Genomic DNA, 26,202 nt, shown 5'->3' with positions numbered 1-26,202 from the left:
CCAAAACACGCCTGATATGACCCACCTCCAGAAGCTGCTTACCGCCTGCCTTCCGCCCGAAGCCGTCCAAACCATCCATGAACAGATGTACGTCCACCCCGGCTTGCAGCAGCCCGCCTCGGGCAGCGTCAGCCGCGCGGAGTTGGCCCAGGCACTGAATATGGCGCTGTTTCACGGCCTGGTGCAGCGGGTGCCGGCCGGGCAGGACTACATCGCCAGCGACGTGCTGGGCCAGCAGCGCAAGGTGGTGTTTGACCACGGCGCGCTGCGCACCGTGCGCTGGCCCAGCGGCGCCCTGCCGGCCGGAGAAGCGGCCTTCACACGCGTGCTGCGCCCGCTGGGTTTTGAGCTGCAGGGCACTTACCCGCTGCCGCGCCTGAAGATGACGGGCCGGGCCTACAGCCACCGCGACTTCCCCGAAGAGATCGCGCAGTTTTTTGTGTCCGAACTGCACCCCGAACAGTTCTCCGCGCCCTTCCAGTCGGCCGTCACGCGCGTGCTGTCGACTTCGCGCGACCCGCTGGGCCCGCAGGACATCGCCGACCTGGAGCAGCTCACGCGCGACGGCGTGTTGCCGCTGGCGCAGGCACTGCGCCTGCTGCCGCAGCTGTTGCAATGCTTTGACCGCCAGCACGGTGTGTTCGCGATGGACGACTACGAACTGCTGCTGGCCGAATCCGCCGAGATGGCCTGGATTTCCACCGAAGGCAATGCCTTTAACCACGCGACCGACCGCGTGGACGATGTTGACGCCGTGGCTGAACGCCAGCGCGCGCTGGGCCGGCCCATCAAGGACAAGGTCGAGGTCTCGGCCAGCGGCCGCGTGCGCCAGACGGCCTTTCGCGCCGCGAGCGTGCAGCGCGAATTCATCACGCCCGAAGGCCGCGTCTCGCGCGAAGTGCCCGGCTCGTTTTATGAATTCATCACGCGCGATGCACTGCAAACCGCTGGCGCTGCCAACGACCCGGTGCAGCCCCGCCTGGACCTGGCTTTTGACGCCGGCAATGCCACCGGCATTTTTGGCATGACGGCCGCCCGCGCATGACGGCTGCGCGCGGGCCGCTGCGTCCGCTCTACGCGCAGGCCAGCGGCTCGCCGATACGCGCCATGCTGGCGCTGGCCGGCCGCGAGGGCATGGTGTCGCTGGCCGGCGGCCACCCCGACCCGGCGCTGCTGCCGGCCGAGTGGCTGCGCGAATCGCTGCTCGAGGTAGCCGGCCAGTTGCAAGGCCGCAACCTGCAATACGGCGCCACCGAAGGCCTGCCCGCGCTGCGCGAAGCCAGCGCGGCAGTGCTGCGGCAACGGGGCCTCGCGGCACGGGCGGAAGATGTGCTCATCACCACCGGCTCGCAGCAGGCCATAGACCTGCTCGCGCGCGTGCTGGTCGAGCCCGGCGAAGGTGTGGCCGTGGAATCCTTTAACTATCCTGCGGCGCTGCAGGCTTTTCGCTTCGCGGGCGCGAGCCTCGTGGAGGTGCCAACCGACGCGCAAGGCATGGACGTCGAAAAGCTCGAAGCCCTGCTACGTGCCGAAAGCCCGCGCGTGCTGTATGTGGTGCCCAACTTCGCCAACCCGACCGGCGCCGTGATGCCGCTGGCGCGCCGCCTGCGCCTGCTGGAACTGGCCGCGCAATACGGCGTCACGCTCATCGAGGACGATCCCTATGGCGAGCTCTGGTTTGACACGGCGCCGCCGCCTTCGCTCGCGCAGCTGAACCAGCAGGCCGGCTCGCCCGCGCAGGTCGCCTACATGACCAGCTACTCCAAGGTGGTCGCCCCGGCCCTGCGCCTGGGCGTGCTGCTGGCGCCGGCCGACATCGCGCGCGGCGTGGTGCTGGCCAAACAGGCGGCCGATGTGCATAGCGGCTCACTGGAGCAACTGACATTGACCGCCATGCTGGCTTCCGGGCGCCTGGCATCGCACCTGGACATGCTGCGCCCGGCATATGCCGCGAAAGGCGATACGCTGGACCAGGCCTTGCGCACGCATTGCGGCGGCCTGCTTGAATTTGACAAGCCGCGGGGCGGTATGTTCATATGGGCAAAGCTGCCCTCGAGCATGCCCTTGCTGTCCACACAGTCCTGGGTGGACTTCGGCCTGGCCAACCAGGTGCTGGTGGTGCCGGGCGCGGCCTTCAGCATCAGCGGCGCCGCGCAGCCCTGGCTGCGCCTGAGTTTTGCCAACCCCGCGCACCAGGCGTTGCGGCAGGGCGCCGAACGCCTGGGCCGCGGCCTGCGCGAGCTCGCCGCCCAAGCCACCAAAGCCGCCGCGAACAACTGATTTCAAGACACACCAAGAAAGGACTTCATCATGAGTCACGCCAACGACGTTTCATCCCTCTTCAAAGCCCTGGGCCTCGCCGCTGAGCTGAACAGCAAGGCGGCCTCGGCCATCACCGTGGCCACGCCCATAGACGGCAGCCAGCTGGCCCGTGTGGCCGTGCACAGCGCCGCCGAGGTGGACGGCGCGCTCAACGCCGCCCAGCAGCGCTTTCTCGAATGGCGCAATGTGCCCGCGCCCAAGCGCGGCGAACTGGTGCGCGCCTTCGGCGAAACCGTGCGCCGCCACAAGGCCGAACTGGGCCAGCTGATCTCGCTGGAGACCGGCAAAATCCTGCAGGAAGGCCTGGGCGAGGTGCAGGAGGTCATAGACATCTGCGAATTCGCGGTGGGCCTCTCGCGCCAGCTCTACGGCCTGACGATTGCCAGTGAGCGCCCCGACCACAAGCTACTGGAAACCTGGCACCCCGTGGGCGTGGTCGGCATCATCTCGGCCTTTAACTTTCCGATGGCGGTGTTCGCCTGGAATGCCGCGCTGGCCCTGGTCTGCGGCAACACCCTGGCCTGGAAGCCTTCGGAAAAAACCCCGCTGTCGGCCATCGCGCTCAACGGCCTGTTGCTGCAGACGGCCAAAGAGCTGGGCCTGGCCACCGAAGGCCTGAGCGAGTTGCTGATAGGCGAACGCGCCACCGGCGAGGCGCTGGTGAATCACCCACATGTGAAACTGGTCAGCGCCACGGGCTCCACCGCCATGGGCAAAAACGTAGCGATGGCCTGCGCGGGCCTCTTCAAGCGCTCGCTGCTGGAACTGGGCGGCAACAACGCGGCCATCGTCGCCCCTTCGGCCAACCTGGAACTCGTGGTGCGCGGCGCGGCTTTTGCCGCAGCAGGAACTGCAGGCCAGCGCTGCACCAGCTTGCGCCGCCTGATCGTGCACCGCTCCATCTACCCGGACCTGGTCAAGCGCCTGGTCGCCGTGTTTGAACGCCTGCCGATTGGCAACCCGCTGAAAGACGGCACGCTGGTCGGCCCGCTGATCGACGGCCGCGCGTTTGACGCCATGCAGTCGGCGCTGGCCGAGGCCAAAAAGCTGGGCGCAAAAGTGCACTTCGGCGACAAGCAGCCCGGCGAGGGCACGGCCCACTATGTGCGCCCCGCGATTGTGGAGCTGAAAGAGCAGGCCGGCCCCATGCTGCATGAGACCTTCGCGCCCATCCTCTACGTCGTGCCCTATGACAGCTTTGAGGACGCGATCGCCATGAACAACGCCGTGGCGCACGGCTTGTCATCGGCCGTCTTCACGCAAGACCTGCGCGAGGCCGAGCTCTTCACCTCGGCGCGCGGCTCGGACTGCGGCATCGCCAACGTCAACATAGGCACCAGCGGCGCCGAGATAGGCGGCGCCTTCGGCGGCGAGAAAGAAACCGGCGGCGGCCGCGAGTCGGGATCGGATTCGTGGAAGGCGTATATGCGCCGCGCGACCAATACTGTCAACTACGGCTCAAGCCTGCCGCTGGCCCAGGGCATACGCTTTGATATCTAGGGCCTGAGAAGGCTGGTATCAGTAAGCCGCGCCGGGCGCGGCCGGCTGCACAGCGCCGGATGGCACAAGGTCCGAAGCCAGGCGCCTGGCGGCATTGGCATAAACCAGGACGTCGACGCCGACGGCCACAAACGTGCAGCCCAGCGCCAGGTAACGCCTGGCCAGTGCCGGGTCCGAGGTCAGTGTGCCCGCCGCCTTGCCCGAAGCGATGATGGTTTTCATGGCGCCTTCGATCGCGGCCTGCACCTCGGGGTGGCCGGGCTTGCCGCGGTGACCCATGGAGGCGGCCAGGTCGGCCGGGCCTATAAAAACGCCGTCCACGCCCTCCACAGCACAAATGACCTCCAGGTTGCCCAGGGCCGTCACGGTTTCCGCTTGCACCAGCAGGCAGACTTCGTCATCCGCCGCATCGAGGTAATCGGTGCGCGCGCTCCAGCGCGAAGCACGCCCCACGGCGCTGCCGACCCCGCGTATACCCAGCGGCGGGTAACGTGTGGCGCTGACCATGGCACGCGCCTGCTCGGCCGTGTCGACCATGGGGATCAGCAGGTTGTGCGCGCCTATGTCCAGCAGTTGCTTGACCAGCGGCACCTCGCCGGCCACCGCGCGCACCACGGGCTGTGCGCGATAAGGTGCTACGGCCTGGAGCGCGGCCAGCGTGCTGCGCACATCGTTGGGTGCATGTTCGCCGTCGATCAACAGCCAGTCGAAGCCGGCCGTGGCGCTGACCTCGGCAAGGTAGGGATCGGCCATGGAAAGCCAGAGGCCGACCTGGGGCCGGCGGGCAGCGAGAGCGGTTTTGAAGGAATTGTTGGCGGGCATGGAAGTGTCGGGTCCGGAAATAAAGGAGCGGCCGGGCCGGCTCAAGCCGCCACGAGATGACGGGCGGGCAAGGTGCCGGTGGCCAGGTAATCCACGATGTTACGCGCGGTGATGTTCGCCACCTGCAGCGCGGCGTTGCGGGTGACACCCGCGACATGCGGCGTGAGCAGCACATTGGGCAGGGCCAGCAGCGGGTGGCCGGCAGGCAACGGCTCGGTGTCGAAGGTATCCAGCCCGGCACCCTCCAGCTGGCCGGACTGCAAGGCCTCCAGCAGCGCCGCTTCGTCCACGACGGGGCCGCGCGCCGTATTGATGAGCAGGCCGCCGCGCCGCATGAGCGACAGTTCGCGCCGCCCGATCAGGCCGCGCGTGCGTTCGGTCAGCGGGCAGTGCAGGCTCAGGATGTCGACCTGCGCCAGGAAGCGGTCCAGGTCGGGCTCCGTGGCATGGCTGTCCGCCTGCCCATGGGAGCGCAGCACCAGCACCCGGGCGCCGAGCGCGGCGGCAAGCCGCGCCGTGCTGCGGCCTATGCTGCCGTAGCCCACGATGCCGACCACGGCGCCGCGGAAATCACGCCCCTGCCAATTGCTGTCGACCCAGCGGCCGCCGCGCACCATGCCATCAAGCAAGGGGAGTTGCCGCGTGAGCGAAAGCATGAGCGCCAGCGCGTGCTCAGCCACGGCATCGGCATTGGCGGCGGGCGCCACGGCGACGGCAACGCCGCGCTGGCGGGCAGCGGCCAGGTCCACGCTGTCAACGCCCGCGCCGTTCTTGGCGACGATTTTCAGCGCCGGGGCGGCGGCCAGCACGCGCGCCGAAATGGGCTTGGAGCCCCGTAGCACCACAGCCTGCGCGCCTGTGGCGGCCAGCTGAGCCGCCAGTACGTCTTCAGTTACGGGATCGGGCAGAAAGGTGATCTGCCCGCCCGCGCCGCGCACGATGTCTTGCGCGGACGGGGCCCAGTGGGCAGCGGTGACGAGAACCTGGAAAGTGGCGTCCATGGGCTCAGTCTATGCGGATGCCGCTGGCGAGAATGAGCTTGCCGTAGCGGTCCCATTCCTCCTGGGTAAAGCGGGCCAGGTCTTGCGGCGGGCCGGGCTGGGTCCGCACGCCCAGGTTGCCGAATTTTTCCAGAACGTCGGGCTGCCTGAGCACGGCGACAAGCGCCGCGTTGAGGCGGCCGATGACTTCCTTGCTGGTCTTGGCGGGTGCGTACAGCGCATACCAGGCATTGACTTCAAAGCCGGGGTAGCCCGACTCCGAAAAAGTGGGGACACCCGGCAGCTCGGGCAGGCGCGAGGGCGCGGCGACGGCCAGGGCCCGGACCTTGCCGCCCTTGATCAGCGGCGCGGCGCTGGTCAAGGTATCCAGGATCATGTCGAGCCGGCCGCCCAACAAGTCCATGGTGTGGGCATTGCCGCCCTTGTAGGGCACATGGCTGATCTGGATATGCGCGCTTTGCTTGAACAGCTCGGCCGCCAGGTGCAGCGGGGAGCCGTTGCCGGCAGAACCATAGTTCAGCGCGTTCGGCTGGCGCCGCGCGGCTTCGACCAGCGAGCGCAGGTCGGTGTAAGGCGACTCCTTGGCGACGATCAGCACCATGGGCACCACGCCTATGGTGCCCACGGGCGTGAAGTCGGCAATGGCGTCATAGCCCGGTTTGGCATAGAGGTGCGGACTGACCGCATGGCTCGCCAGCGAGCCCAGCACCAGCGTGTAGCCGTCGGGAGCGGCCTTGGCTGCCGCGGCTGTGCCAATGGTGGTGCCGGCGCCGGGGCGGTTGTCGATGATGACCGGCTGCTTGAGGCTCTCGCTCATCTTCTGCCCCACCAGGCGTGCCACGGCATCGTTGGCACCGCCGGCGGGGTAAGGCACCAGCAGGGTCAGCGGTTTGTTGGGATAGTCGCTCTGCGCGTAGGCCGCAGGGCCCAGCGCGCAGGCGGCCAGGGCGGCCGGCAGCAGCACGCGGCGGGCGATGCGCCGCAGGGCGGGAGTAAGGCTTGGCATGGTCATTGTCTCCTTGTGTATTTTTCAAACGGTCTGGCGCTTCGAGGGCCTTTCAGGCGGATCGCCTCGGCCGGCCCTCCGGCCGCTTGCCATGTGCCGCCCCTCGGGCAGCCCCTGGCGGGATGCTTGATGCGCAGTCGACAGCTGTTGTGCCGCTCAGCTGACGATGCCCAGGTGCCAGGGCACAAATTCATGGTCGCCCAGGCCCAGCGCCTCGCTCTTGGTCGGCTCGCCCGAGGCGTGGCGCAGGATCTCCTCAAAAATCCGACGGCCCATCTGCGCGACATCGAGCTCGCCGTCCAGGATGGCGCCGCAGTTGATGTCCATGTCTTCTTCAAGGCGTTTGAACATCGGCGTGTTGCTGGCCAGCTTGATCGTGGGCGCCGGCTTGGAGCCGAACATGGAGCCCCGGCCGGTGGTAAAGCAGATCAGGTTGGCGCCGCTGGCAATCTGGCCGGTCGAGGCTACCGGGTCGTAGCCGGGCGAGTCCATGAAGACAAAGCCGTTCTGGGTGATCGGCTCGGCATATTCATAGACCGCCTGCAGCGGCGTGGTGCCGCCCTTCATGGCCGAGCCCAGCGATTTCTCAAAGATATTGGCCAGCCCGCCGGCCTGGTTGCCGTGCCCCACCACGCCGTTGAACTGGGCGTTGTGGCCCGCCGTGTATTTTTCCCACCAGGCCAGCCGGTCCAGCAGCTTTTGCCCCACTTCGGGCGTGACGGCGCGGCGGGTGAGCATGTATTCGACGCCGTGGATTTCAGGGGTCTCCGACAGGATGGCGGTGCCGCCGTGGCGCACCAGGATGTCCATGGCCGCACCCAGCGCCGGGTTGGCCGTGATACCCGAAAAGCCGTCGGAGCCGCCGCACTCCAGGCCTATCTTCAGGTGGCTTGCCGGCACAGGCTGGCGCCTGGCCGCATTCGCTTCAGGCAGCATCTCCAGAACGGAGGCGATACCGGCCTCTATCGTGGCGCGGGTGCCGCCGACCTCCTGCATCACCATCGTGCGCATCAGCTTGCTGGTCTCCAGGCCCTGCGACTCCACCAGCGACGACACCTGGTTGCGCTCGCAGCCCAGGCCAACGATCAGCACACCGGCCAGGTTGGGGTGGCGCGCATAGCCGGCCAGGGTGCGGCGCAGCACGTCGAAATGCTCGCTGGGAGACGACATGCCGCAGCCGCTGGTCTGCGCGAAGGCCGCCACGCCATCCACATGCGGAAAGGCCGCCAGCCGCTCGGGCGTGAAGTGGGCCGCGATGTTCTTGATGACGGTCGCCGAGCAATTGACCGAGGACAGGATGCCGATGAAATTGCGGGTGCCCACGCGGCCGTCGGGGCGCACGAACCCCATAAAGGTCGCGCGATCAGCTTCCGGCACATAGTCCACCGGCCGCACGTCCTGCCCGAAGGCCGGGTCGCGTTCAAAATCCACCAGCGCCATATTGTGCGAATGCACATAGTCGCCCGCCTCGATGTCGCGAGCGGCCACACCGATCACCGTGTCGTACTTCAGGATACGCTCGCCCTGCGCGATGCGACGGGCCGCGATCTTGTGTCCCGCCGGCACCTGCGCGCGCACGCGCGCGCCGATTTCCGGCAACTCCTGGCCCAGCGACAGCGCGGTTTTGGCGACCAGCACGTTGTCGTTGGCGTGCAGGCGGATCAGCGGGCTGACGGTGGAGGAAGTAGCGGAAGTGGTGATGGCGGTCATGGTTGCGTTCGGCGTTTGACGCGGAGCTCCTAGCTCTTCATCAATTCCTTGAGCCTGAGCTTGTCGATCAGGGTGGTTTCTTTCTGGTACATGGCGGCCACGTATTTTTCGTAGTCGGGACCGTCCAGGTAAAGCACCGGCGCGTCTATCCTGTCAGCCACCTGCTTGAACTCGGGGCTGGCCACGGCCACACGGAAGGCCTCGCGCAGCTTCATCGCGACGGCCGGGTCCAGGCCTTTGGGCGCGCCTATGCCGTTGGGTGCGTCGACCACGACGTTGTAGCCCAGCTCCTTGAGCGTGGGCGCATCCTTGAACCGCGAAGCGCGGCGTTCGCCCCAGGTGGCCAGCAGCCTGAGCTTGCCCGCCTCGACGTGCGGCGCCCAGGAACTGGAATCGGCCAGCAAGTCCACATGCCCTCCGAGCACGGCCTGCAGCGCCTCGGCGCCGCCCTTGTAGGGGACATGGTTGAACTGGATGCCCGCGGCCAGCGCGAACTCTTCCATGCCCACATGCGTGGCGCCGCCGACGCCCGCGTGGGCATAACTCAGCTTGCCGGGGTTGGCCTTGGCAAACGCGACGAGCTCCTGCAACGACTTGAAGCGCGATTCCGCGGGGACGGCCATGCCGAAAGTCTGGCCCGAGGTGCGGGCCAGGTAGGTCAGATCCTTGAGCGGGTCCAGCCGCAAGGTACCCAGCTGCGAAAAGCGCGTGACGGAAATCGGAACCTGGCCGATGGTGTAGCCGTCGGGCTTGGCGGAGGCCATGGCCCGGGTACCGATCATGCCGGAAGCACCCACCTTGTTTTCCACCGCGATGGCCTGGCCCAGCACGCGCGAGGCGACCTGGCACAGGGCGCGCATGGACTGGTCGGCGGTGCCGCCCGCGGGCCAGGGGCAGATGAAAGTCAGGGGCCGCTCGGGATAGCCCTGGGCGGCGGCAAGCAAAGGTTTGGTCAGCGCCGCGGCGCCAATCGCGGCACTGCCGATCAACAGGCTGCGGCGCCTGGCACTGAATGAAGAAAGGGAAAGCGAAGGGGAAAGCCGGGGGGACGGTTTCATGGGGTTTGTCTGCCTCTGGGTGGACGCTGTCAGCGCGTTGGAGACAGCGGTTGCTGCCCCTTGTCGTGTTTTTTTTTGTTCCCCGATTCTTGTCGCCTTCCTCATAACAATCTAATCGAATTTCAGAATCACTTCATAACCTTTCGGTTAACATGATTCATGACCCAGATAGACCGCGCCCTGCGTTCCAACATCAAGCTGCGCCATCTGCAATTGCTGGTGGCACTGGACCAGTTCCGACACCTGGGCCGGACCGCCGAGTTCCTGTCGGTCAGCCAACCGGCCGTGTCGAAAATGCTTTCGGAAGTCGAGAGCATGCTTGAGCTGACCTTGTTCGACCGCTCCACCCGAGGCACCGAGCCGACCTCCAGCGGCCAGGCCTTGATCCGGTTTGCGCGTTCGGTGCTGGCCGAGTACGAGCGCACGCGCGACGAGATTGCCGCCGTGGCCAGCGGCGCGGCCGGACGCACGCGTGTGGGCGCCATGGTGGTGGCCATGCCCGTGCTGCTGGCGGGCGCCGTCAAGCTGCTCAAGCAGCGTTCAACCCTGGCGACCGTACTGGTCGAAGAAGGCGACCTGACGCGGCTGTTGCCCCGGCTGCGCATGGGCGAGCTGGACCTGTTCGTCGGCCGCCTGGAGCCCGGCTACGCCGCCCCCGACCTGGTGACGGAGGCGCTGTTCGACGAGCCCATGGTGGCCGTGGTCAAACACGGCCATGCGCTCATGCGCCGAAAAAAACCGGGCTGGAACGACCTGGCCGGCATGCCCTGCGTGCTGCCCCCGCCCTGGGCATCGCTGCGCGTGAAGCTCGAACAGACTTTTTTCCGCCACGGCCTGAACCCGCCCAGCGACATCATCGAGACATCGTCCTTCCTGGCACTGAGCACCTTTGTACAGCAGCGTGACGCGGCCGGATTCCTGGCGCGCTCGGTCGCCCTGCACTTCCAGCGGGAGGGTTTGTTCGATGTCCTGGCTATCGAGGTTCCGATTGAGCTGCCGCCCATAGGGCTCATCACCGTGCGGGGCCGGCGCTTGACGCCCAGCAGCGAGCAGTTGATGGCCTGCCTGCGCCTGACCGCGGAATCCATCCGGCAATCAGATCCGCAGGCCAAGGCTCGCAAGCCGGCGACCAGGCGGCAACGCACCGCATAGACCCGGCGGCGGGTGTCTTTGTCTTCCGTGTGACTCCTTCCCCCGCTGGGGGGAAGGAGCAAGATTCAGACTTCGCTGAAGTCCGGCTTGCGCTTGCCCAGGAAAGCCGAAAACGCCTCGCGCGCCGCCGGCTCGCCCAGCATGCGGCCGAAACTCGCGCCCTCTTCGGCCATGCGCTCGGCCACCAGGGTGGCATTGCCCTTTTTCATGAGGCGCTTGGTTTCCATCAGCGCGCTCAGCGGCTTGGCGACCAGCTTCTGTGCTTGCCGCTGTGCCAGCGCATTGGCTTCGGTGGGCGGCACGATGCGGTTGATCAGGCCGATTTCGAGCGCGGTCTCGGCCATGAAGGGTTCGCCCAGCAGCAACGCCTCGGCCGCGCGTGGGTAACCCATGAGCTGGGGCACCAGCAAGCTGGACGCCGCTTCGGGGCACAGGCCCAGATTCACAAAAGGCATGGAGAAAGCAGCATTGTCACCGGCATACACCAGGTCGCAGTGCAGCAGCAGCGTGGTGCCTATGCCCACGGCCGGGCCGCACACCGAGGCCACCAGCGGCTTGGGAAAGCTGCTGATGCCGCGCAGGAAGCGGAACACCGGCGAGTCCTGCGTTGCGGGCGGCTTGTTCAGAAAATCGGCGATGTCGTTGCCGGCGGAAAAAATCGTTTCATGGCCCTGGATCACCACGGCGCGCACCGCCGCGTCATGGTTGGCCGATTCCAGCGCGTCGGCCATGGCGCCGTACATGGCGGAGGTGATGGAGTTTTTCTTGTCCAGGCGGTTCAGCGTGATGGTCATCACGCCAGCGTCGACGTGGCTCAGGATTTCGGGGATGCTGCCGGTGGAAATAGGGGTGGGAGTATTCATGGTGTTTTCCGTTGAGACGCCAAGTGTAGGGGCCTGAGAAGCTGCGCGCAGGTCCTGCTCATTCCTTGTAATAAACGACCTGCGTGCTGGTGGCCAGCAGCACGCCGGCTTCGCTCCACAGCTGCGCCGTCTGGTCGAAAAAGCCGTTGCGAAAAGCCTGGGCCTTGGCCTGGCCCAGCAAAAAACCGTCGCCGCATTCGGCAAGCTGCCGGCCGTCGGCATGAAAGTAGGTCGTGATGGAGACCGTACCGGCCGGCACGCGCGTGGCGCGGCGCAGCCAGACGCGCGGGTAGAACACATCGGACATGGCGGCCAGCGCCGGGAAGTCCAGCGGGCGCGGCGGGTCGTCGCGCACCCAGAGCTGCGTGAGGCTGTCCACGCCGCTGCCGTCCCAGACCCGCGGGATCACGCCGCGCACTGGCCGCATGTCGTAGCGGTTAGTCCAGGCCGAAGTGGCAAAACGCAATCGGCCCGTCGCATCGGCCAGCGTCACCGCGGGCATGGGCGTGTCGTTGAGGCTCCAGGTCTCGCGGCGCACCGCCGTGACGGCCGTGGCCGTCATCACGGCGCCTGCGGCATCGCCGTCCTGCGACAGTTCCACCGTCCAGTGCTGGGTGGAGCGGTTGGTGCGCACCGGCTTGGCGGTCACGCTGAAGGGCCCCTCGGCCATGGCGGCCGCGTAATTCACCGTCAGCGCCACCGGCTCGCCCAGCAAGGCCGGGTGCAGCAGGATGGCGCGCAGGGCCGTGGCCGCCGTGGTGCCGCCAAACGGCCCCACCATGTTCCAGTAATCAGGGCTGCTGTGGCCCAGCCAGGTGTCTGGCCTGTCGGCGCCTGCGGCTTCAAGCCGCAACGCCTTGTCAAAAGAATGCGTGTTGGTCATGTCCTCAAGTGTGCCCCGGCTTCGCGGCTCAGGCCGTCGTCCTGGCGACGCCGGCCATGCCTTCGATGATTTGCTGGGCGTGCGGCCACAGGGTGCTATTGAATTGCTCACGGAAGAATCCGAAATGGCCTATGCGCTTGACCTTCAGGTCCGCCGGCGTGATGCGCTCAAAGGTGCGCGGCGCGTTGGCGTACAGGTTGATCAGGTTTTGCGTGCCGCGCCAGGTCATCAGCTCGTCGTCGGCGATGGACAGCGCCGTGACCGGGAAGCTGACCTTGCCGTAACTCAGGCGCGCGCTTTCGCCCTCGGCGCCCACGCTGTACTGCGGGTTCAAACACCATTTGCGCCACTGCATCATTACGCCGGCCGGCAGATCGCCGACCTTGCGCAGCGAACGGCCCGGGAAATAACCAAAGAGCCGCGTCGCCAGCGGCACCAGCACGTACCAGAAGTACAAAATCATGCGCCTGAGCTGAGGCGCGTTGTCGCGCCAGTAGCCGCTGCCGGCCGCGATGCTGACCAAGCCGTCAATCTTGTGCTGGTTCTTGAGAAAGCCCGGCAGCTGCGCACCCAGGCTGTGGCCCAGCAGGTAAAGCGGCGCATCGGGCAAGGCCGCCTTGGCCGCATCGACCACGGCCTCGTAATCGCCGGCCCAGTCCAGCAGGTCGGCCTTGAAGCCGCGCAGGCTGCCACTGGCCGTGGCCGGCAGCGAGTCGCCCGAGCCGCGGTAGTCAAAGGTCGTGACACGAAAACCCTGGCTGGACAGCCACTGCGCAAACGGCGCGTAGTAGTGTTGCCGCACGCCCATGGCGCCGCCAATCACCACACTGGTGTGGGCGGCTTGCGTGACGTCGTAGACCCGCAGCGAGAGCTGCGATGGGCCTGTTGCTAGAGTCTGGATTTGCATCGATGTCTCCTGAAAGTTATCAGCGATTACCGTCAACTAACTCAACTCAACGCCACAGCCTCACCCACGACGGCCTCAAGAGCGCAGCAGCCTCACACCCGCTCGAAAATACCTGCTGCTCCCTGGCCCATGCCTACGCACATCGTGACCATGCCGTATTTAAGCTGGTGGCGATGCAGCGCATGAATCACGGTAGCCGCGCGGATCGCTCCCGTCGCGCCCAGCGGATGGCCCAGCGCAATCGCGCCGCCCATGCGGTTGACCTTGGCCGGATCCAGCTTGAGCGTGTTGATCACGGCCAGCGACTGTGCGGCAAAGGCTTCATTCAACTCGATCCAGTCCATGTCGTCCTGGTTCAGGCCCGCATAACGCAGGGCGGCCGGGATGGCCTCAATCGGTCCAATGCCCATGATTTCAGGCGGCACGCCCTTGGCGGCGTAGCTCACAAAACGCGCGAGCGGCTTGAGACCAAACTGCTTGACCGCTTTTTCGCTGGCCAGCACCAGCGCGCCTGCGCCGTCGGAAGTCTGCGAGCTGTTGCCGGCGGTGACCGAGCCGCGCGCGGCAAACACCGTCTTGAGCTTGGCCAGGCCTTCGAGGGAAGTGTCGGGGCGCGGGCCTTCGTCCAGGCTCACGGTGCGGGTCTTGGCGACCACCTCGCCGGTCTCCAGGTTGGCCGTGCGGTCGGTCACTTCGACGGGCGTGATTTCATTGCTGAACTCGCCGGCCTGCTGGGCCTTGATGGCCTTGAGGTGGGACTCCAGCGCGAACTGGTCCTGCGCCTCGCGCGAGACCTTCCACTGCTGCGCCACCTTCTCGGCCGTCAAGCCCATGCCGTAGGCGATGCCGACGTTCTCGTCGTTCATGAACATATTGGGCGACAGCGAAGGCGAGTTGCCCGACATGGGCACCATGCTCATGCTTTCGGTGCCGGCGGCAATCATCACGTCGGCTTCGCCCACGCGGATGCGGTCGGCCGCCATCTGGATGGCCGACAGGCCCGAGGCGCAAAAACGGTTGACGGTGATGCCGCCCACACTGGTCGGCAGGCCGGCCAGCACCGCGCCTATGCGCGCCACGTTCAGGCCTTGTGGGCCTTCGGGAATCGCGCAGCCGCAAATAATGTCTTCAATCGCTTTCGGGTCCAGCGAGGGCACTTGCGCGAGCGCGGCCTGCAGCGCCTTGACCAGCAGGTCGTCGGGCCGCGTGTTGCGGAAATAGCCCCTGTGCGAGCGCCCTATGGGCGTGCGCGTGGCGGCAACGATGTAGGCTTCCTGGACTTGTTTGGCCATGATGGTTTCCTTCAATTTCTCGGTTAACTTTTCCGCGGGCCGGAGGGAATCCAGGCCCAGACAAATTCGCATTCCACCGGGTTGACACCGGCCTCATCGGTCACGGTGACCGGCACCTTGACTTCACCCTTGTCGCTGGCCCGCATGGCCGCGCGCTGTTCGTCGCTCAGCGTGGCCACGGCGCGCAGGGCGCCGGTGGCGCGCTTTTTGAACGCCATCTTGAGTTCCTTGGCCAGCGGGATGCAGTCGTCGCGCACATTCATGCCCACCACCATGCCGGTGGCGGTTTCCGCCAGCAGGTTCATGGCCGAGGCGTGCACGCCGCCTATGTGGTTTTGCACCTTCTTCTCGTTTTTGATGCCGATCTCGACCCGGCCCGTGCCCATTTCGAGGAAGTCCAGGCCGGCGGTGCCGGTAAACGGCACGGCGCGGCGCAGCACCACGCTGCGAAACCAGGGGCGCGCGAAGGCCGGCACTTCATCGAGCCGCTGCAGTTGCCGCGCCAGGCGGTTGGGTGAGTAATCGTTCATCAGTTACGGACCGGTTTTCCGGTGCTCATCATTCCCATGATCCGTTCCTGGGTCTTGGGGTGTTCGAGCAGCGAGCAGAAGGCCTTGCGCTCCAGCGTCATCAAATACTCTTCCGTCACCAAGGTGCCGGCATCCACGTCGCCGCCGCAGACCACACCCGCGATCAGGCTGGCGATGTGGAAGTCGTGGGCGCTGATAAAACCGCCGTCGCGCATATTGACCAGCTGGCCCTTGATGGTGGCCAGGCCGTTGCGGCCCACCACCGGGAACTGGCGTTTGTGCGGCGCACGGTAGCCCGAGTTGAACAGCGCACGTGCCTCGTTGAGCGCGACAAACAGCAGCTCATCCTTGTTCGGCACGATCACGTCGCTGTCGAGCAAATAGCCGATCTTGCGGCTTTCAATCGCGCTGGTGCCGACCTTGGCCATGGCCGCGGCGGTGAAACCTTCGGTCAGGAAAGGCAGGATGTCCTTGTTGGTCGAGGTGCTGGCGTTTTCCGCGGCACGGCGGGCAATGTAAGCCAGGCCGCCGGCGCCGGGCACCAGGCCCACGCCGACTTCCACCAGGCCGATGTAGCTTTCCATCGCGGCCACCCGTTTGGCCGAATGCACCGCCATTTCGCAGCCACCGCCCAGCGCGATGCCGCGAATCGCCGACACCACGGGCACGGCCGCGTAGCGCAGCTTGAGCATCACGTTCTGCAGCTCGGCCTCGGCCCCTTCGATGGCCTTGGCGCCGCCCATCATGAAGGCCGGCAGCATGGCCTGCAGGTCGGCGCCGGCCGAGAACATCTCGTCGTTGGACCAGATCACCATGCCCTTGTAGCTTTTCTCGGCCAGGTCCACGCCCATGGCCAGGCCCTCGGCCACGTCGGGGCTGATGGCGTGCATCTTGGTCTTGATGCTGGCGATCAGCACGTCATCGTTCGCACCGCCCAGCGTCCAGAGGCGTATCGCGTCGTCCTCATGCAAGGTGGTGCCGGCCGTCTCGAACGCGGGCGCCTTCGAGCCCAGCACGTCCTCGGGGAAGAACTGGCGCTCGTACACCGGCAGCTTGCGGCGCGGGATGAATTTTTTGGCCGAAGCGCTCCACGAGCCCTCTGGCGTGTGCACGCCGCCGGCCTCGGCCACCGGGCCCTTGAACACCCATTCGGGCAGCGGCGCCTTGGACAGGGCCTTGCCGGCGTCAATGTCTTCCTGTATCCAGGTCGCGACCTGCTTCCAGCCGGCCTGTTGCCAGAGCTCGAAGGGGCCCTGCTTGGAGCCAAAGCCCCAGCGCATCGCGAAGTCGATGTCGCGCGCGGTTTCGGCAATGCTTTCGAGGTGCACGGCGGCGTAGTGGAACTGGTCGCGCAAAATGGCCCAGAGGAAACGCGCTTCGGCGCCCTCGGCTTCGCGCAACAGCTTCAGGCGCTCGCCCGCGGGCTTTTTGAGCATGCGGCCGACAACTTCATTGGCCTTGGCGCCGGCAGGCACGTATTCCATGCTCTCCGGGTCCAGGCGCAGGATGTCGCGGCCTTGTTTTTTGTAGAAACCGGCGCCGGTCTTCTGGCCCAGGCTTTTGGATTCCAGCAGCTTGGCCAGCACCGGCGGCGTGCCGTAGATGTCGGAGAACGGGTCTTCGACCTTGCCGGGGCCCAGGTTGTCCTGCAGCGTCTTGATGACGTGGGCCATGGTGTCCAGGCCCACGACGTCGGCGGTGCGGAAGGTGCCCGAGCTTGCGCGGCCCAGCTTCTTGCCGGTCAGGTCGTCGACCACGTCGTAGCTGAGCTTGAAGGCTTCGGCCTCCTTGATGGTGGCCAGCATGCTGGCGATGCCCACACGGTTGGCGATGAAGTTGGGTGTGTCGTGGGCGCGTATCACGCCCTTGCCCAGCGCGCTGGTGACAAAGGCTTCCAGGTCGTCCAGCACCTTGGGTTCGGTGGTCGGCGTGTTGATCAATTCCACCAGCGTCATGTAGCGCGGTGGGTTGAAGAAGTGGATGCCGCAAAAACGCGGCTTGATGGATTCAGGCAAAGCCTCGCTGAGCTTGGTGATGGACAGGCCAGAGGTATTGCTGGCCACGATGGCGCCGTCGGCGATGAAAGGCGCGATCTTGTGGTACAGGTCGGTCTTCCAGTCCATGCGCTCGGCAATCGCCTCGATGACGAGGTCGCATTCGCGCAGCAGCTCCATGTTCTCTTCGTAGTTGGCCTGTTGGATCAACGCCGCGTCCTCGGGCACCCCCAGCGGGGCCGGCTTGAGTTTCTTCAGGCCTTCGACCGCCTTGATGACGATGCCGTTCTTGGGACCTTCCTTGGCGGGCAGGTCGAACAGCACCACCGGCACCTTGACGTTGATCAGGTGGGCGGCAATCTGCGCACCCATGACGCCGGCGCCGAGCACGGCGACTTTTTTGACTTGGAATCGTGACATGGTTAAGACCTTGTTGGGGATGACTGGTTGAAAAATTCGAGCACCGCGCTCAAGTAGCGCTGCGGCTCGTCGCGCATGCCGTGGGTATGCTCGGCCTTGTCGAGGATCACGCGCTGAATGCGCTCCGGCCGCGAGGCGGCCTGTTGCAGGGCGTCGCCGAAATGCACCGGCGTCCAGCGGTCGACCCGGCTGTGGATCAGCAACACGTCCACGTCGCGCATCCTGGCCAGGTGGTGCACGGGCCGCAGGCGCAACTCGGCTTGCGGACTGATACGCCGGCTGATATTGAGTACCGCATGGGCAAAGGGGTAAGCTTTCCAGAAATCGGGCAGCGTGGGCGAGCAGCCTTCAGCCACCACCTTGTCGTAAGGGAAATCCGCCTCGGCTATCGCACTCAGCGTGTTCATCGCGCCGAAGGAGGCCGTCAGCGCATGCACCGGCAGGCCGGCAAACGCGCCACGTGCCCAATTGCCCACCGACAACACATCGCCGGGGAAATCAAAATTGGTCGATGGGCTTTCGCCAAAGCCGTTGAAGTCGAAAGCCACCACATGAAAGCCGGCATCGAGCAGTGCCTGGGCATGGCCGTGGCGCAGCCAGAAACCTTTGCAGGCATAACCCATGGGATGGGCGCACACCACGACGCCGCGCGGAGGCAGCAGCGTGCGTGCGACGATGGCCTCGAGCCGGCTGGTGCTGCGGCTGGTGATGCGCACCCGCTCCCATCCTTCCTGCGGCACGTCGGCGGGCCAGCGCCAGGGTTTCATGAAGCGGCCGAAAAACGGCTTCTTGAGCAGGTAATGCCCATACCAGCGGCGCGCGGGCGGCGGGGTGCTTGCAGCCTCGCCAAAAGTCATGGACCGCAGGCGGGAAATTGCTTCACCCATGGCAGCCCCTCGCTTTTATGGCATTCATGGCAAACGCGTCCAGGTCTGGGTGCGGCCGAACGGGCCTATGGATCCGCGCACTTCCATCTTCTTGCCGCCTTCAATCGGGGTCATCTTGAGGGAGTAGCTTTTTCCGCTGTCCGGGTCCAGGATCTTGCCGCCTTCCCAGACATCGCCGTCGGGCGACTTTTTGGCGCCGCGAATGATTTCCAGGCCCAGGCGTGGCTTGTCCTTGCGGTCATCGGTGCATTCGGTGCAAACGTCGTCGGGCTTGACGCCGGGGGACATGCGCTTTTCGACTTTGCCGTTCAGCACACCGCCGGCTTCTGCGATACGGACTTCGAATTTGGGATCACCGGTTTTTTCGTCGAAGCCGCGCCACAAGCCGACCGGCGTGTTCTGGGCAAGCGCGGAAATCGAGACAAGGCCCAGGGCCAGGATCAGCAGTTTGCGTTTCATGGTGCCTCCAGTGGGTAGGGACAATAAGCTCAAGCCAGCGCTTCGTCGGTTTCCATCAGGGACTTGCTGCCGGCGCGCGCGGTGCGCATCAGCGTCGCGGTCTCGGGGAACAGCTTGGCGAAGTAAAAACGCGCGGTCTGCAGCTTGGCCACATAGAACTTGTCGGTGTTGCCGGCGGCGATTTCGCGCAGCGCGGTCTGCGCCATCAAGGCCCAGAAGTAACCGAACACCAGGTGGCCGGCCACGCGCAGGTAGTCGACGGCAGCTGCGCCCACTTCGTCGGGGTTCTGGAAACCCTTGAAGCCCAGCTCGGTAGTGAACTTGGTCATCTGGTCGGCCAGGTAGGCCAGCGGGTTGATGAACTCGGCCATCTTCTCGTTGACGCCTTCCTCGGCGATCAGCGCGGCGATCACCTTGCCGAATTTCTTCAGCGTGGCGCCGTTGTTGCCCAGGATCTTGCGGCCCAGCAGGTCCAGCGACTGGATGGTGTTGGTGCCTTCATAAATCATGTTGATGCGGTTGTCGCGCACAAATTGCTCCATGCCCCACTCTTTAATGAAGCCGTGGCCGCCGAAGACCTGCATGCAGGCATTGGTGGAGATATGGCCGTTGTCGGTCAGGAAGGCTTTCACGATGGGGGTGAGCAGGGCAACGATTTCGCCGGAGTCCTTGCGCACTTTCTCGTCTGGGTGGTGCAGTTCCTTGTCCAGCAGCAGCGTGCAGTAGATCGCCAGGGCCCGGCCGCCTTCGGCGTAGGCTTTGGCCGTCAGCAGCATCTTGCGCACGTCGGGGTGCACGATGATGGGGTCGGCCGGCTTGTCCTTGGCCTTGACGCCGGACAGCGAACGCATCTGGATGCGGTCCTTGGCATAGGCCAGCGCGTTCTGGTAGGCCACCTCGGTCAGGCCCAGCGACTGGTTGCCCACGCCCAGGCGGGCGGCGTTCATCATCACGAACATCGCGGCCAGGCCCTTGTTGGGCGCGCCCACCATGGTGCCAACGGCGCCTTCCAGCACCATCTGCGCGGTGGCGTTGCCGTGGATGCCCATCTTGTGCTCCAGGCCGCCGCAGTAAATGCCGTTGCGCGAACCGATGGCGCCGTCCTTGCCGACGTTGAACTTGGGTACGGCGAACAGGCTGATGCCCTTGCTGCCCTGGGGCGCGTCCGGCAGGCGGGCCAGCACCAGGTGCACGATGTTGGCGGCCATGTTGTGCTCGCCGGCGCTGATGAAGATCTTGTTGCCGGTGAGGCGGTAGGTGCCGTCGGGCTGCGGCTCAGCCTTGGTGCGCAGCAGGCCCAGGTCGGTGCCGCAATGCGGTTCGGTCAGGCACATGGTGCCGGTCCATTCGCCGCTGGTCAGCTTGGGCAGGTAGAGTTTTTTCTGCTCGTCGGTGCCGTGGGCATGCAGGGCTTCATAGGCGCCATGCGACAGGCCCGGATACATGGTCCAGGCCTGGTTGGCCGAGTTGAGCATTTCGTACAAGCACTGGTTCACCACAAAAGGCAGGCCCTGGCCGCCGTATTCCGGGTCGCAGCTCAGCGCGGCCCAGCCGCCTTCAACGTACTTGGCATAGGCTTCCTTGAAGCCCTTGGGTGGCGTGACTTCGTGCGTGGTTTTGTCGAGCTTGCAGCCCTCTTCGTCGCCGCTGATGTTCAGCGGGAAGGTCACTTCGGCGGCGAACTTGCCGGCTTCCTCGAGCACCGCGTTGATGGTGTCCGCATCGACATCCGCATGCTTGGGGATGGCCTTGAATTCATCGGTGACCTTGAGCACTTCGTGCATGACGAATTGCATGTCGCGCAGGGGCGGGCTGTACTGGGGCATTGTGGAGGTCCTTTAGCGTTAAATTGGTTTGGAAGGGGATGCCTTGCCCGAAGATTTCTTCGGGGTGGCGGAAGTAGAAGGCGCGGCGGCATCGCTGCCGTAGCGCGCCAGAATGTTGGCAAAGCCCGTGTTGGCGCGGTCCATGGAACCCGGCGTCTTCAGGAAGCGGGCCTCGTAATGCAACGCCAGGATCAGGCCGTGGATTTCAAACGCCATCTGGTGCTCGTCGGCATCGGGCCGCAAATGACCGGCTTCCTTGGCCTGCACCACCGCGCGGTACATGGCCGCCAGCCAGGTGCGCACCGAGCCCGCCAGCGCATCGCGCACCGGGCCCGGCCTGTCGTCAAACTCGACCGCGCCGCTGATGTACAAGCAGCCCGAGTCAATTTCGAGCGAAGTGCGTTTCATCCAGTTATGGAACAAGGCCGCCAGGCGCGGCAGGCCACGCGGCTGCTGCAGGGCCGGGAAGAAGACTTCCTCCTCGAAACGCACGTGGTATTCGCGGATCACCGAGATCTGCAATTCCTCGCGCGAGCCGAAATGGGCGAACACGCCGGACTTGCTCATGCGCATGACCTCGGCCAGCGCGCCTATGCTCAGGCCCTCCAGCCCGATCTGCGTGGCCAAGCCCAGGGCCGCATCCACAATGGCCGCCTTGGTCTGCTGGCCTTTTTGCTGGCTCTTGGCCACGGCGCTGCCCACGGCCGGGGCGCGGGGGGCTTTCGCTGGGAGTTCTGTGACGGACATGGTGGTTACAAAATAAAACGAACGGTCGTTCTATTTTGCAACACTTTGATGACCATGGGCAAGCCGGGGTTGTTGGGTGCCTGTTTATAGGGACCCTCTTCTAACCGCAGGGAGGGTAAACCCGCCCCGCCGAGCTTGGTTTTATCTATTTACTCTGTGTGGCCCGTTTCCCTTGAGGGGCGGCCCGCACCGGGGCACCCGCTACCAGCTCAACGTCATGTTTGCCGGGCCTGCAGCGCCCGTGGTGTTCGTGACGGAAACAGGCTGGTTGTTGATCGGGTAAGTATCGACGTGGCCGACTGCGATGACATGAGCGACTGGCGCACCTCCATTGATAGCGATGGTGTAGCTGGCGCCTACGCCTATCAATTGGAGGTTGCCGGGGACGGTGTTGGCCCCAAGGTTTGCGGTGTGGCCACGATCAAGGACTTGGTTTGGCATGTTGGCTCCATATCAGTTTCAGGGAGACCAATATTCCGGCGGAAAACACTGCCAGTCGATTACAGGCGATTACGCAGGCGCCGGCCCGCGCAATCACCCGTCGTCGCATGCTTACAGCTTGAATGGCACCACGGTCTGGTGCTGCTCGCCCAAGCCCTCAATCCCCAGCGACATCGTGTCGCCCTTCTTCAGGAAAACCGGCGGCTTCATGCCCAGGCCCACGCCGGGCGGCGTGCCGGTGGTGATCACGTCGCCGGGCTCCAGGGTCATGAACTGGCTCACGTAGCTGATGATCTTGGCGACGCTGAAGATCATGGTCTTGGTGCTGCCGTTTTGCACGCGCTTGCCGTTGACTTCCAGCCACATCGACAGCTTTTGCGGGTTGGGCACTTCGTCGCGCGTGACCAGCCAGGGGCCCAGGGGGCCGAAGGTGTCGCAGCCTTTGCCCTTGTCCCAGGTGCCGCCGCGCTCGATCTGGAATTCGCGTTCGCTGACGTCGTTGATGGTGCAGTAGCCGGCCACGTGGTTGAGCGCCTCTTTTTGCGAGACGTAACGCGCCTGCTTGCCGATGATCACGCCGAGTTCGACTTCCCAGTCGGTCTTGACCGAGTTCTTGGGCAGCATGATGGGATCGTTGGGTCCCTGGATGCAGCTGGTGGCCTTCATGAAGACGACGGGCTCTGCCGGAATCGGCAAGCCCGATTCGGCGGCATGGTCGGCGTAGTTCAGGCCTATGGCGATGAATTTGCGCGTGCCGGTGATGGGGCTGCCGTAGCGCGGCGAGCCCTTGACCAGCGGCAGCTTGTCGGTCTTGAGTTTGGCCAGTTTGGCCAGTGCGGCGTCGCCGAGCTGGTCGGGGCCTATGTCCTTGATGACGCTGCTCAGGTCGCGCAGCTTGCCATTGGCATCGATGAGGCCGGGTTTTTCCTTGCCGGGGTTGCCATAACGAACGAGTTTCATGGTTTTCCTTTTTGAGTGAATCGGTGAAGTCAGTAAGTGGAGCGGCCGCCCGAAAGGTCGAACACCGCGCCCGTCGAAAAAGAACAATCCTCGGTGCACAGCCAGCTGACCATGGCAGCCACCTCATCGGGCGTGCCGAAGCGGCCCATGGGGATTTTCGAGAGCATGAACTGTATGAACTCGGGTGTCATCTGCTCAAAAATCGGGGTTTTCACAGCGGCCGGCGTCACGCAATTGACGCGCACGCCGGTGTCGGCGAGTTCCTTGCCCAGCGATTTTGTCAGCGCGATCACCGCCGCCTTGCTGGCACTGTAGGCGCTGGCGTTGGGATTGCCTTCCTTGCCGGCGACCGAGGCGATGTTGACGATGCGCCCGTAGTTGCGCGCGCGCATGTGCGGCACGACTTCGCGGCAGCAGAAGAACAGGCCGTTGAGGTTGACCTGCTGCACCTGCATCCACTGTTCGGGCGGGTAGTCCCAGAGCTTGACGTTGGGGCCGGTGATGCCGGCCGAGTTGACCAGCGCATCTATGGCCGGGTTGTGGGCGACCGTTTGTTTGACCGCCTCCACCACGCTCGCATGGCTGGCGACGTCAACCGCCACGGTGTGCACGCCGGCGCCCAGGCTGGACTTTGCTTTCTCCAGCGCCTCGGGCTTGATATCCCACAAGGTGACGGTTGCGCCCGAGGCCAGCATGCGCTGGGCAATCGCAAAACCCAGGCCGACCGCGCCGCCCGTGATCACCGTGTGCCGACCTTTCAGGTCGAGCTGGTTCATATGGTGATGCCGCCGTCGATGTTGTAGGCCTGGCCGGTCACAAAGGCGGATTCGTCGCTGGCCAGGAAGGTGACCAGCGGCGCGATTTCATGCGCCTGGGCCAATCGCCCCAGCGGCTGGCGCGCGATAAAGGCCTTGCGCGCCTCCACCGGGTCGGCGTTGGCGTTGATGCGGTCCTGCAGCGAAGGGGTGTCGACGGTGCCGGGGCAAATCGCGTTGCAGCGCACGCCGTCGGCCACAAAGTCGGCCGCCACGCTTTTGGTGAGGCCAATCACCGCGGCCTTGGTCGTGCCGTAGATAAAGCGGTTGGGCAAGCCCTTGATGCTGCCGCAGACGCTGGCCATGTTGATGATGCTGCCGCGTTTTTGGGCCTGCATTTTCGGCAGCACGGCCTGGATCATCCAGAACTGCGCGCGCACATTGAGCTGGAAGGCGAACTCCAGCTCTTCGTCGGTGGCCTGCAGCGCCGTGCCGCCGTGCACAAAGCCCGCGCAGTTGAACAGCACATCCAGCGCCGGCAAGCCGCCCACCAGCTTGTGGATAGCGGCCTTGTCGAGCACATCCAGCGGCAGCGCGGTGATGTTGGCCACGCTTTTGTAGCTTTCCAGCAGCTTGGGGTTCAGGTCGGTGGCCCAGACCTGCGCGCCTTCAGCCGCCAGCGCCAGCGCGCTGGCGCGCCCAATGCCCTGGCCGGCCGCGGTAATCAGTGCCTTCTTTCCTTCAAGTCTCATCAATGCTCCTACAGGGTTTTGCCGGATGCTGTCCCGGGGGTTTCATGGGATTATCAATTGGTCTGACCACTTGTCCAATTCTGGCTTACCCTTAAGCCGTTCTTCCTCGCCCCCTTTCTTCCATCCATGCCCCTGCAGACCGTCGAACCGCAACGCCTGTACCGCCAGATCGCCGAGCAGCTGCGCGCGCTGATCTCGGCCGGCGAATGGGCCGTGGGCGCGCGCCTGCCGGCCGAGCGCGACCTGGCGCGCCAGCTGGGCGTGAGCCGGCCCTCGGTGCGCGAGGCGCTGATCGCGATGGAAGTCGAGGGCTGGGTCGAGGTGCGCACCGGCTCCGGCGTCTATGTGCTGGACCGCAGCGGCGCGCCCGGTACCGGCAACGGCCGGGCCGGGGAAATACCACCCGACGAATGGGGCCCGCTGGAACTGATACGCGCGCGCCGCGTGGTGGAGGGCGAAGTCGCCGCCATGGCCGCCACCCAGGCCAAGCGCAAGCACATAGAGGCGATGGCCAAAGCCATCGCCAGCATGCAGGCCGATGCCGACCGCGGCGTGCTGCCGCTGGAAGGCGATCGGGCTTTTCACACTGCCATCGTCGAGTCCTGCGGCAATGTGGTGCTGATCGAAACCGTACAGCGCTTCTGGGATTCGCGGCGCGGCCCGCTGTTCGAACGTTTGGGCGGCCATTTTGAAACCGTGGAATCCTGGCGCTCGGCCATCGCGGAGCACCGGGCCATTTATGAGGCGGTGCGCAACCACGACCCTGACGCCGCGCGCGCGGCCATGCATGAACACATGGACCATTCGCACAAGCGCTTCAGCGTGAGCTGGCGCCGGACCACGCAACAGAAGACACCCAAAAAATAAGAAGAAGCATTCCCGCACCCGGAGATTTCCCTCAACCGCAACTTGGCACTACAAGAAAAGAAAGCGAGACAAACATGAATTTCCTGACCCACACCAGGCGACTGGCTGCGGCGCTGCTGCTGTCTACGGGCCTGTGCGCCATCGCCACGGCCCAGCCCTACCCGAACAAGCCGATTGAAGTGATGGTGGCCTTCCAGCCCGGCGGCGGCACCGACTCGCTGGCGCGCGCCTATGCCGAAGCGGCCAAAAAATACACCACCCAGCCGCTGGTGGTCTACAACAAGGCGGGTGCCAGCGGCGCGATAGGCCTGGCCGACGTGGCGAACGCCAAGCCGGACGGCTACAAGATCGCCATGCTTTTCGTCGAGGTGACCATCCTCCCGCACCTGGGCATCACCAAGATCACGCAGGACGACTTCATCCCGATCGCCCGCCTCAACGCCGACCCGGCCGCCATCACCGTGCGCGCTGACTCACCCTACAACACGATTGAGGACTTCCTCGCCGCCGCCAAAAAACCCGGCAGCGACGTGAAGGTGGGCAATGCCGGCAACGGCTCCATCTGGCATTTGGCCGCCGCTTCGCTCGAAGAAAAAACCGGCGCCAGGTTCAGCCACATCCCCTTCCAGGGCGCGGGCCCCGCCGTGCTGGCGCTGCTGGGCGGCCATGTGGACGCCGTGGGCGTGAGCCCGGCGGAGGTCGCGGTGCACGTGGCCGCCGGCAAGCTCAAGATCCTGGGCGTGATGGCCGACCAGCGTGTCAAGGGTTTTGAGAACGTGCCCACGCTCAAGGAACGCAAAATCGACCTGTCCATAGGCACCTGGCGCGGCCTGGGCGTGGCCAAGGGCACGCCGCCCGAAGTGGTCGAGTACATCCGCACCATGACGAAAAAAGCCGCCGAAGAACCCATCATGCGCGAGGTCATGGACAAGCTCAACCTCGGCTACGCCTATGCCGACGGCCCCGCCTTCAAGGCGCAGATGGTGCGCGACAACGACACCTTCAAGCAACTGGTGACCAAGCTCAACCTGAAGAACTAAAGCAACAT

Annotated in this window: 25 protein-coding genes; 6 read left to right on the top strand and 19 right to left on the bottom strand. The window is 65.2% G+C overall.

The window, feature by feature from the left end; translation table 11 throughout:
* Positions 1-16 precede the first annotated feature (16 nt).
* Genes ACEN8I_RS13950 through ACEN8I_RS13940 form a run of 3 tightly spaced genes read left to right on the top strand, consistent with a single transcriptional unit; the run spans position 17 to position 3,822 of the window.
* On the top strand, positions 17-1,045 hold the full coding sequence (locus tag ACEN8I_RS13950) for a DUF1338 domain-containing protein (protein ID WP_413329081.1): 1,029 nt from the start codon (positions 17-19) through the stop codon (positions 1,043-1,045).
* Entirely contained in the window at positions 1,042-2,280 is a 1,239-nt protein-coding gene (locus ACEN8I_RS13945) for a PLP-dependent aminotransferase family protein (RefSeq protein ID WP_413329080.1), read from the top strand. Before ACEN8I_RS13950 ends, ACEN8I_RS13945 begins: the two co-directional genes overlap by 4 nt.
* A gap of 30 nt (positions 2,281-2,310) precedes the next feature.
* Positions 2,311-3,822, top strand: coding sequence for an aldehyde dehydrogenase family protein (locus tag ACEN8I_RS13940; RefSeq protein ID WP_413329079.1), 1,512 nt, complete (start codon positions 2,311-2,313; stop codon positions 3,820-3,822).
* An 18-nt stretch (positions 3,823-3,840) separates the two neighbouring features.
* Here the strand turns inward: ACEN8I_RS13940 and hpaI are convergent, their stop codons facing one another.
* The 5 genes from hpaI to ACEN8I_RS13915 form a co-directional block, all read right to left on the bottom strand.
* Positions 3,841-4,644: a 4-hydroxy-2-oxoheptanedioate aldolase gene (gene hpaI, locus ACEN8I_RS13935; protein ID WP_413329078.1), complete on the bottom strand. Its 804-nt coding sequence runs from the start codon at positions 4,642-4,644 to the stop codon at positions 3,841-3,843.
* Positions 4,645-4,685: 41 nt separating this feature from the next.
* Positions 4,686-5,645 (bottom strand): NAD(P)-dependent oxidoreductase, encoded by a 960-nt coding sequence (locus tag ACEN8I_RS13930; RefSeq protein WP_413329077.1) that lies wholly within the window; start codon positions 5,643-5,645, stop codon positions 4,686-4,688.
* Between the two features lie 4 nt (positions 5,646-5,649).
* On the bottom strand, positions 5,650-6,651 hold the full coding sequence (locus ACEN8I_RS13925; protein ID WP_413329075.1) for a Bug family tripartite tricarboxylate transporter substrate binding protein: 1,002 nt from the start codon (positions 6,649-6,651) through the stop codon (positions 5,650-5,652).
* 156 nt (positions 6,652-6,807) lie between these two features.
* Entirely contained in the window at positions 6,808-8,361 is a 1,554-nt protein-coding gene (locus ACEN8I_RS13920; protein ID WP_413329074.1) for a UxaA family hydrolase, read from the bottom strand.
* Between the two features lie 29 nt (positions 8,362-8,390).
* Positions 8,391-9,419 carry a tripartite tricarboxylate transporter substrate binding protein gene (locus tag ACEN8I_RS13915; protein WP_413329073.1) on the bottom strand — a complete coding sequence of 343 codons (1,029 nt, stop codon included), beginning with the start codon at positions 9,417-9,419 and terminating at the stop codon, positions 8,391-8,393.
* A gap of 159 nt (positions 9,420-9,578) precedes the next feature.
* On the opposite strand from ACEN8I_RS13915, the gene ACEN8I_RS13910 reads away from it, so the two are divergent.
* Complete coding sequence (locus ACEN8I_RS13910) at positions 9,579-10,571, top strand: LysR substrate-binding domain-containing protein (protein ID WP_413329072.1); 993 nt, start codon at positions 9,579-9,581, stop codon at positions 10,569-10,571.
* Between the two features lie 65 nt (positions 10,572-10,636).
* Here ACEN8I_RS13910 and ACEN8I_RS13905 read toward each other — a convergent pair whose 3' ends face one another.
* The 14 genes from ACEN8I_RS13905 to ACEN8I_RS13840 all read right to left on the bottom strand — a co-directional run bounded on the left by ACEN8I_RS13905 (position 10,637) and on the right by ACEN8I_RS13840 (position 24,287).
* Complete coding sequence (locus ACEN8I_RS13905; protein WP_413329071.1) at positions 10,637-11,434, bottom strand: enoyl-CoA hydratase; 798 nt, start codon at positions 11,432-11,434, stop codon at positions 10,637-10,639.
* Between the two features lie 58 nt (positions 11,435-11,492).
* On the bottom strand, positions 11,493-12,317 hold the full coding sequence (locus ACEN8I_RS13900) for an acyl-CoA thioesterase (protein ID WP_413329070.1): 825 nt from the start codon (positions 12,315-12,317) through the stop codon (positions 11,493-11,495).
* Positions 12,318-12,345: 28 nt separating this feature from the next.
* Positions 12,346-13,224 carry an alpha/beta fold hydrolase gene (locus ACEN8I_RS13895; RefSeq protein WP_413329069.1) on the bottom strand — a complete coding sequence of 293 codons (879 nt, stop codon included), beginning with the start codon at positions 13,222-13,224 and terminating at the stop codon, positions 12,346-12,348.
* Between the two features lie 92 nt (positions 13,225-13,316).
* Entirely contained in the window at positions 13,317-14,516 is a 1,200-nt protein-coding gene (locus ACEN8I_RS13890; protein WP_413329068.1) for an acetyl-CoA C-acyltransferase, read from the bottom strand.
* A gap of 23 nt (positions 14,517-14,539) precedes the next feature.
* The gene (locus tag ACEN8I_RS13885; protein WP_413329067.1) at positions 14,540-15,046 is read right to left on the bottom strand and encodes a DUF4442 domain-containing protein; all 507 of its coding nucleotides are present in this window, start codon (positions 15,044-15,046) and stop codon (positions 14,540-14,542) included.
* Positions 15,046-17,460 carry a 3-hydroxyacyl-CoA dehydrogenase/enoyl-CoA hydratase family protein gene (locus ACEN8I_RS13880; protein WP_413329066.1) on the bottom strand — a complete coding sequence of 805 codons (2,415 nt, stop codon included), beginning with the start codon at positions 17,458-17,460 and terminating at the stop codon, positions 15,046-15,048. Before ACEN8I_RS13880 ends, ACEN8I_RS13885 begins: the two co-directional genes overlap by 1 nt.
* Positions 17,461-17,462: 2 nt before the next feature.
* Positions 17,463-18,347 carry an alpha/beta hydrolase gene (locus ACEN8I_RS13875; RefSeq protein WP_413329065.1) on the bottom strand — a complete coding sequence of 295 codons (885 nt, stop codon included), beginning with the start codon at positions 18,345-18,347 and terminating at the stop codon, positions 17,463-17,465.
* 24 nt (positions 18,348-18,371) lie between these two features.
* Positions 18,372-18,806: a DUF2147 domain-containing protein gene (locus ACEN8I_RS13870; RefSeq protein ID WP_413329064.1), complete on the bottom strand. Its 435-nt coding sequence runs from the start codon at positions 18,804-18,806 to the stop codon at positions 18,372-18,374.
* A 29-nt stretch (positions 18,807-18,835) separates the two neighbouring features.
* On the bottom strand, positions 18,836-20,632 hold the full coding sequence (locus tag ACEN8I_RS13865) for an acyl-CoA dehydrogenase C-terminal domain-containing protein (protein WP_413329063.1): 1,797 nt from the start codon (positions 20,630-20,632) through the stop codon (positions 18,836-18,838).
* An 18-nt stretch (positions 20,633-20,650) separates the two neighbouring features.
* Complete coding sequence (locus ACEN8I_RS13860; RefSeq protein WP_413329062.1) at positions 20,651-21,379, bottom strand: TetR/AcrR family transcriptional regulator; 729 nt, start codon at positions 21,377-21,379, stop codon at positions 20,651-20,653.
* 201 nt (positions 21,380-21,580) lie between these two features.
* Positions 21,581-21,820 carry a hypothetical protein gene (locus ACEN8I_RS13855; RefSeq protein ID WP_413329061.1) on the bottom strand — a complete coding sequence of 80 codons (240 nt, stop codon included), beginning with the start codon at positions 21,818-21,820 and terminating at the stop codon, positions 21,581-21,583.
* 111 nt (positions 21,821-21,931) lie between these two features.
* Positions 21,932-22,780, bottom strand: coding sequence for a fumarylacetoacetate hydrolase family protein (locus tag ACEN8I_RS13850; RefSeq protein WP_413329060.1), 849 nt, complete (start codon positions 22,778-22,780; stop codon positions 21,932-21,934).
* A gap of 29 nt (positions 22,781-22,809) precedes the next feature.
* The gene (locus ACEN8I_RS13845) at positions 22,810-23,556 is read right to left on the bottom strand and encodes an SDR family NAD(P)-dependent oxidoreductase (protein WP_413329059.1); all 747 of its coding nucleotides are present in this window, start codon (positions 23,554-23,556) and stop codon (positions 22,810-22,812) included.
* Positions 23,553-24,287, bottom strand: coding sequence for an SDR family oxidoreductase (locus ACEN8I_RS13840; RefSeq protein ID WP_413329058.1), 735 nt, complete (start codon positions 24,285-24,287; stop codon positions 23,553-23,555). The genes ACEN8I_RS13845 and ACEN8I_RS13840 overlap by 4 nt, the downstream gene beginning before the upstream one ends.
* A gap of 126 nt (positions 24,288-24,413) precedes the next feature.
* On the opposite strand from ACEN8I_RS13840, the gene ACEN8I_RS13835 reads away from it, so the two are divergent.
* Both ACEN8I_RS13835 and ACEN8I_RS13830 read left to right on the top strand, forming a co-directional pair.
* The gene (locus ACEN8I_RS13835; protein ID WP_413329057.1) at positions 24,414-25,154 is read left to right on the top strand and encodes a FadR/GntR family transcriptional regulator; all 741 of its coding nucleotides are present in this window, start codon (positions 24,414-24,416) and stop codon (positions 25,152-25,154) included.
* A gap of 74 nt (positions 25,155-25,228) precedes the next feature.
* Positions 25,229-26,194, top strand: a complete 966-nt coding sequence (locus ACEN8I_RS13830; protein WP_413329056.1) for a tripartite tricarboxylate transporter substrate binding protein — start codon at positions 25,229-25,231, stop codon at positions 26,192-26,194.
* The last annotated feature ends 8 nt before the right edge of the window (positions 26,195-26,202 follow it).

This window comes from Polaromonas sp. CT11-55 (assembly GCF_047303325.1).
Taxonomy (GTDB): domain Bacteria; phylum Pseudomonadota; class Gammaproteobacteria; order Burkholderiales; family Burkholderiaceae_C; genus Polaromonas.
Note: the sequence above shows the minus strand (reverse complement) of the source record. Positions and strands in the feature narration are given on the sequence as shown.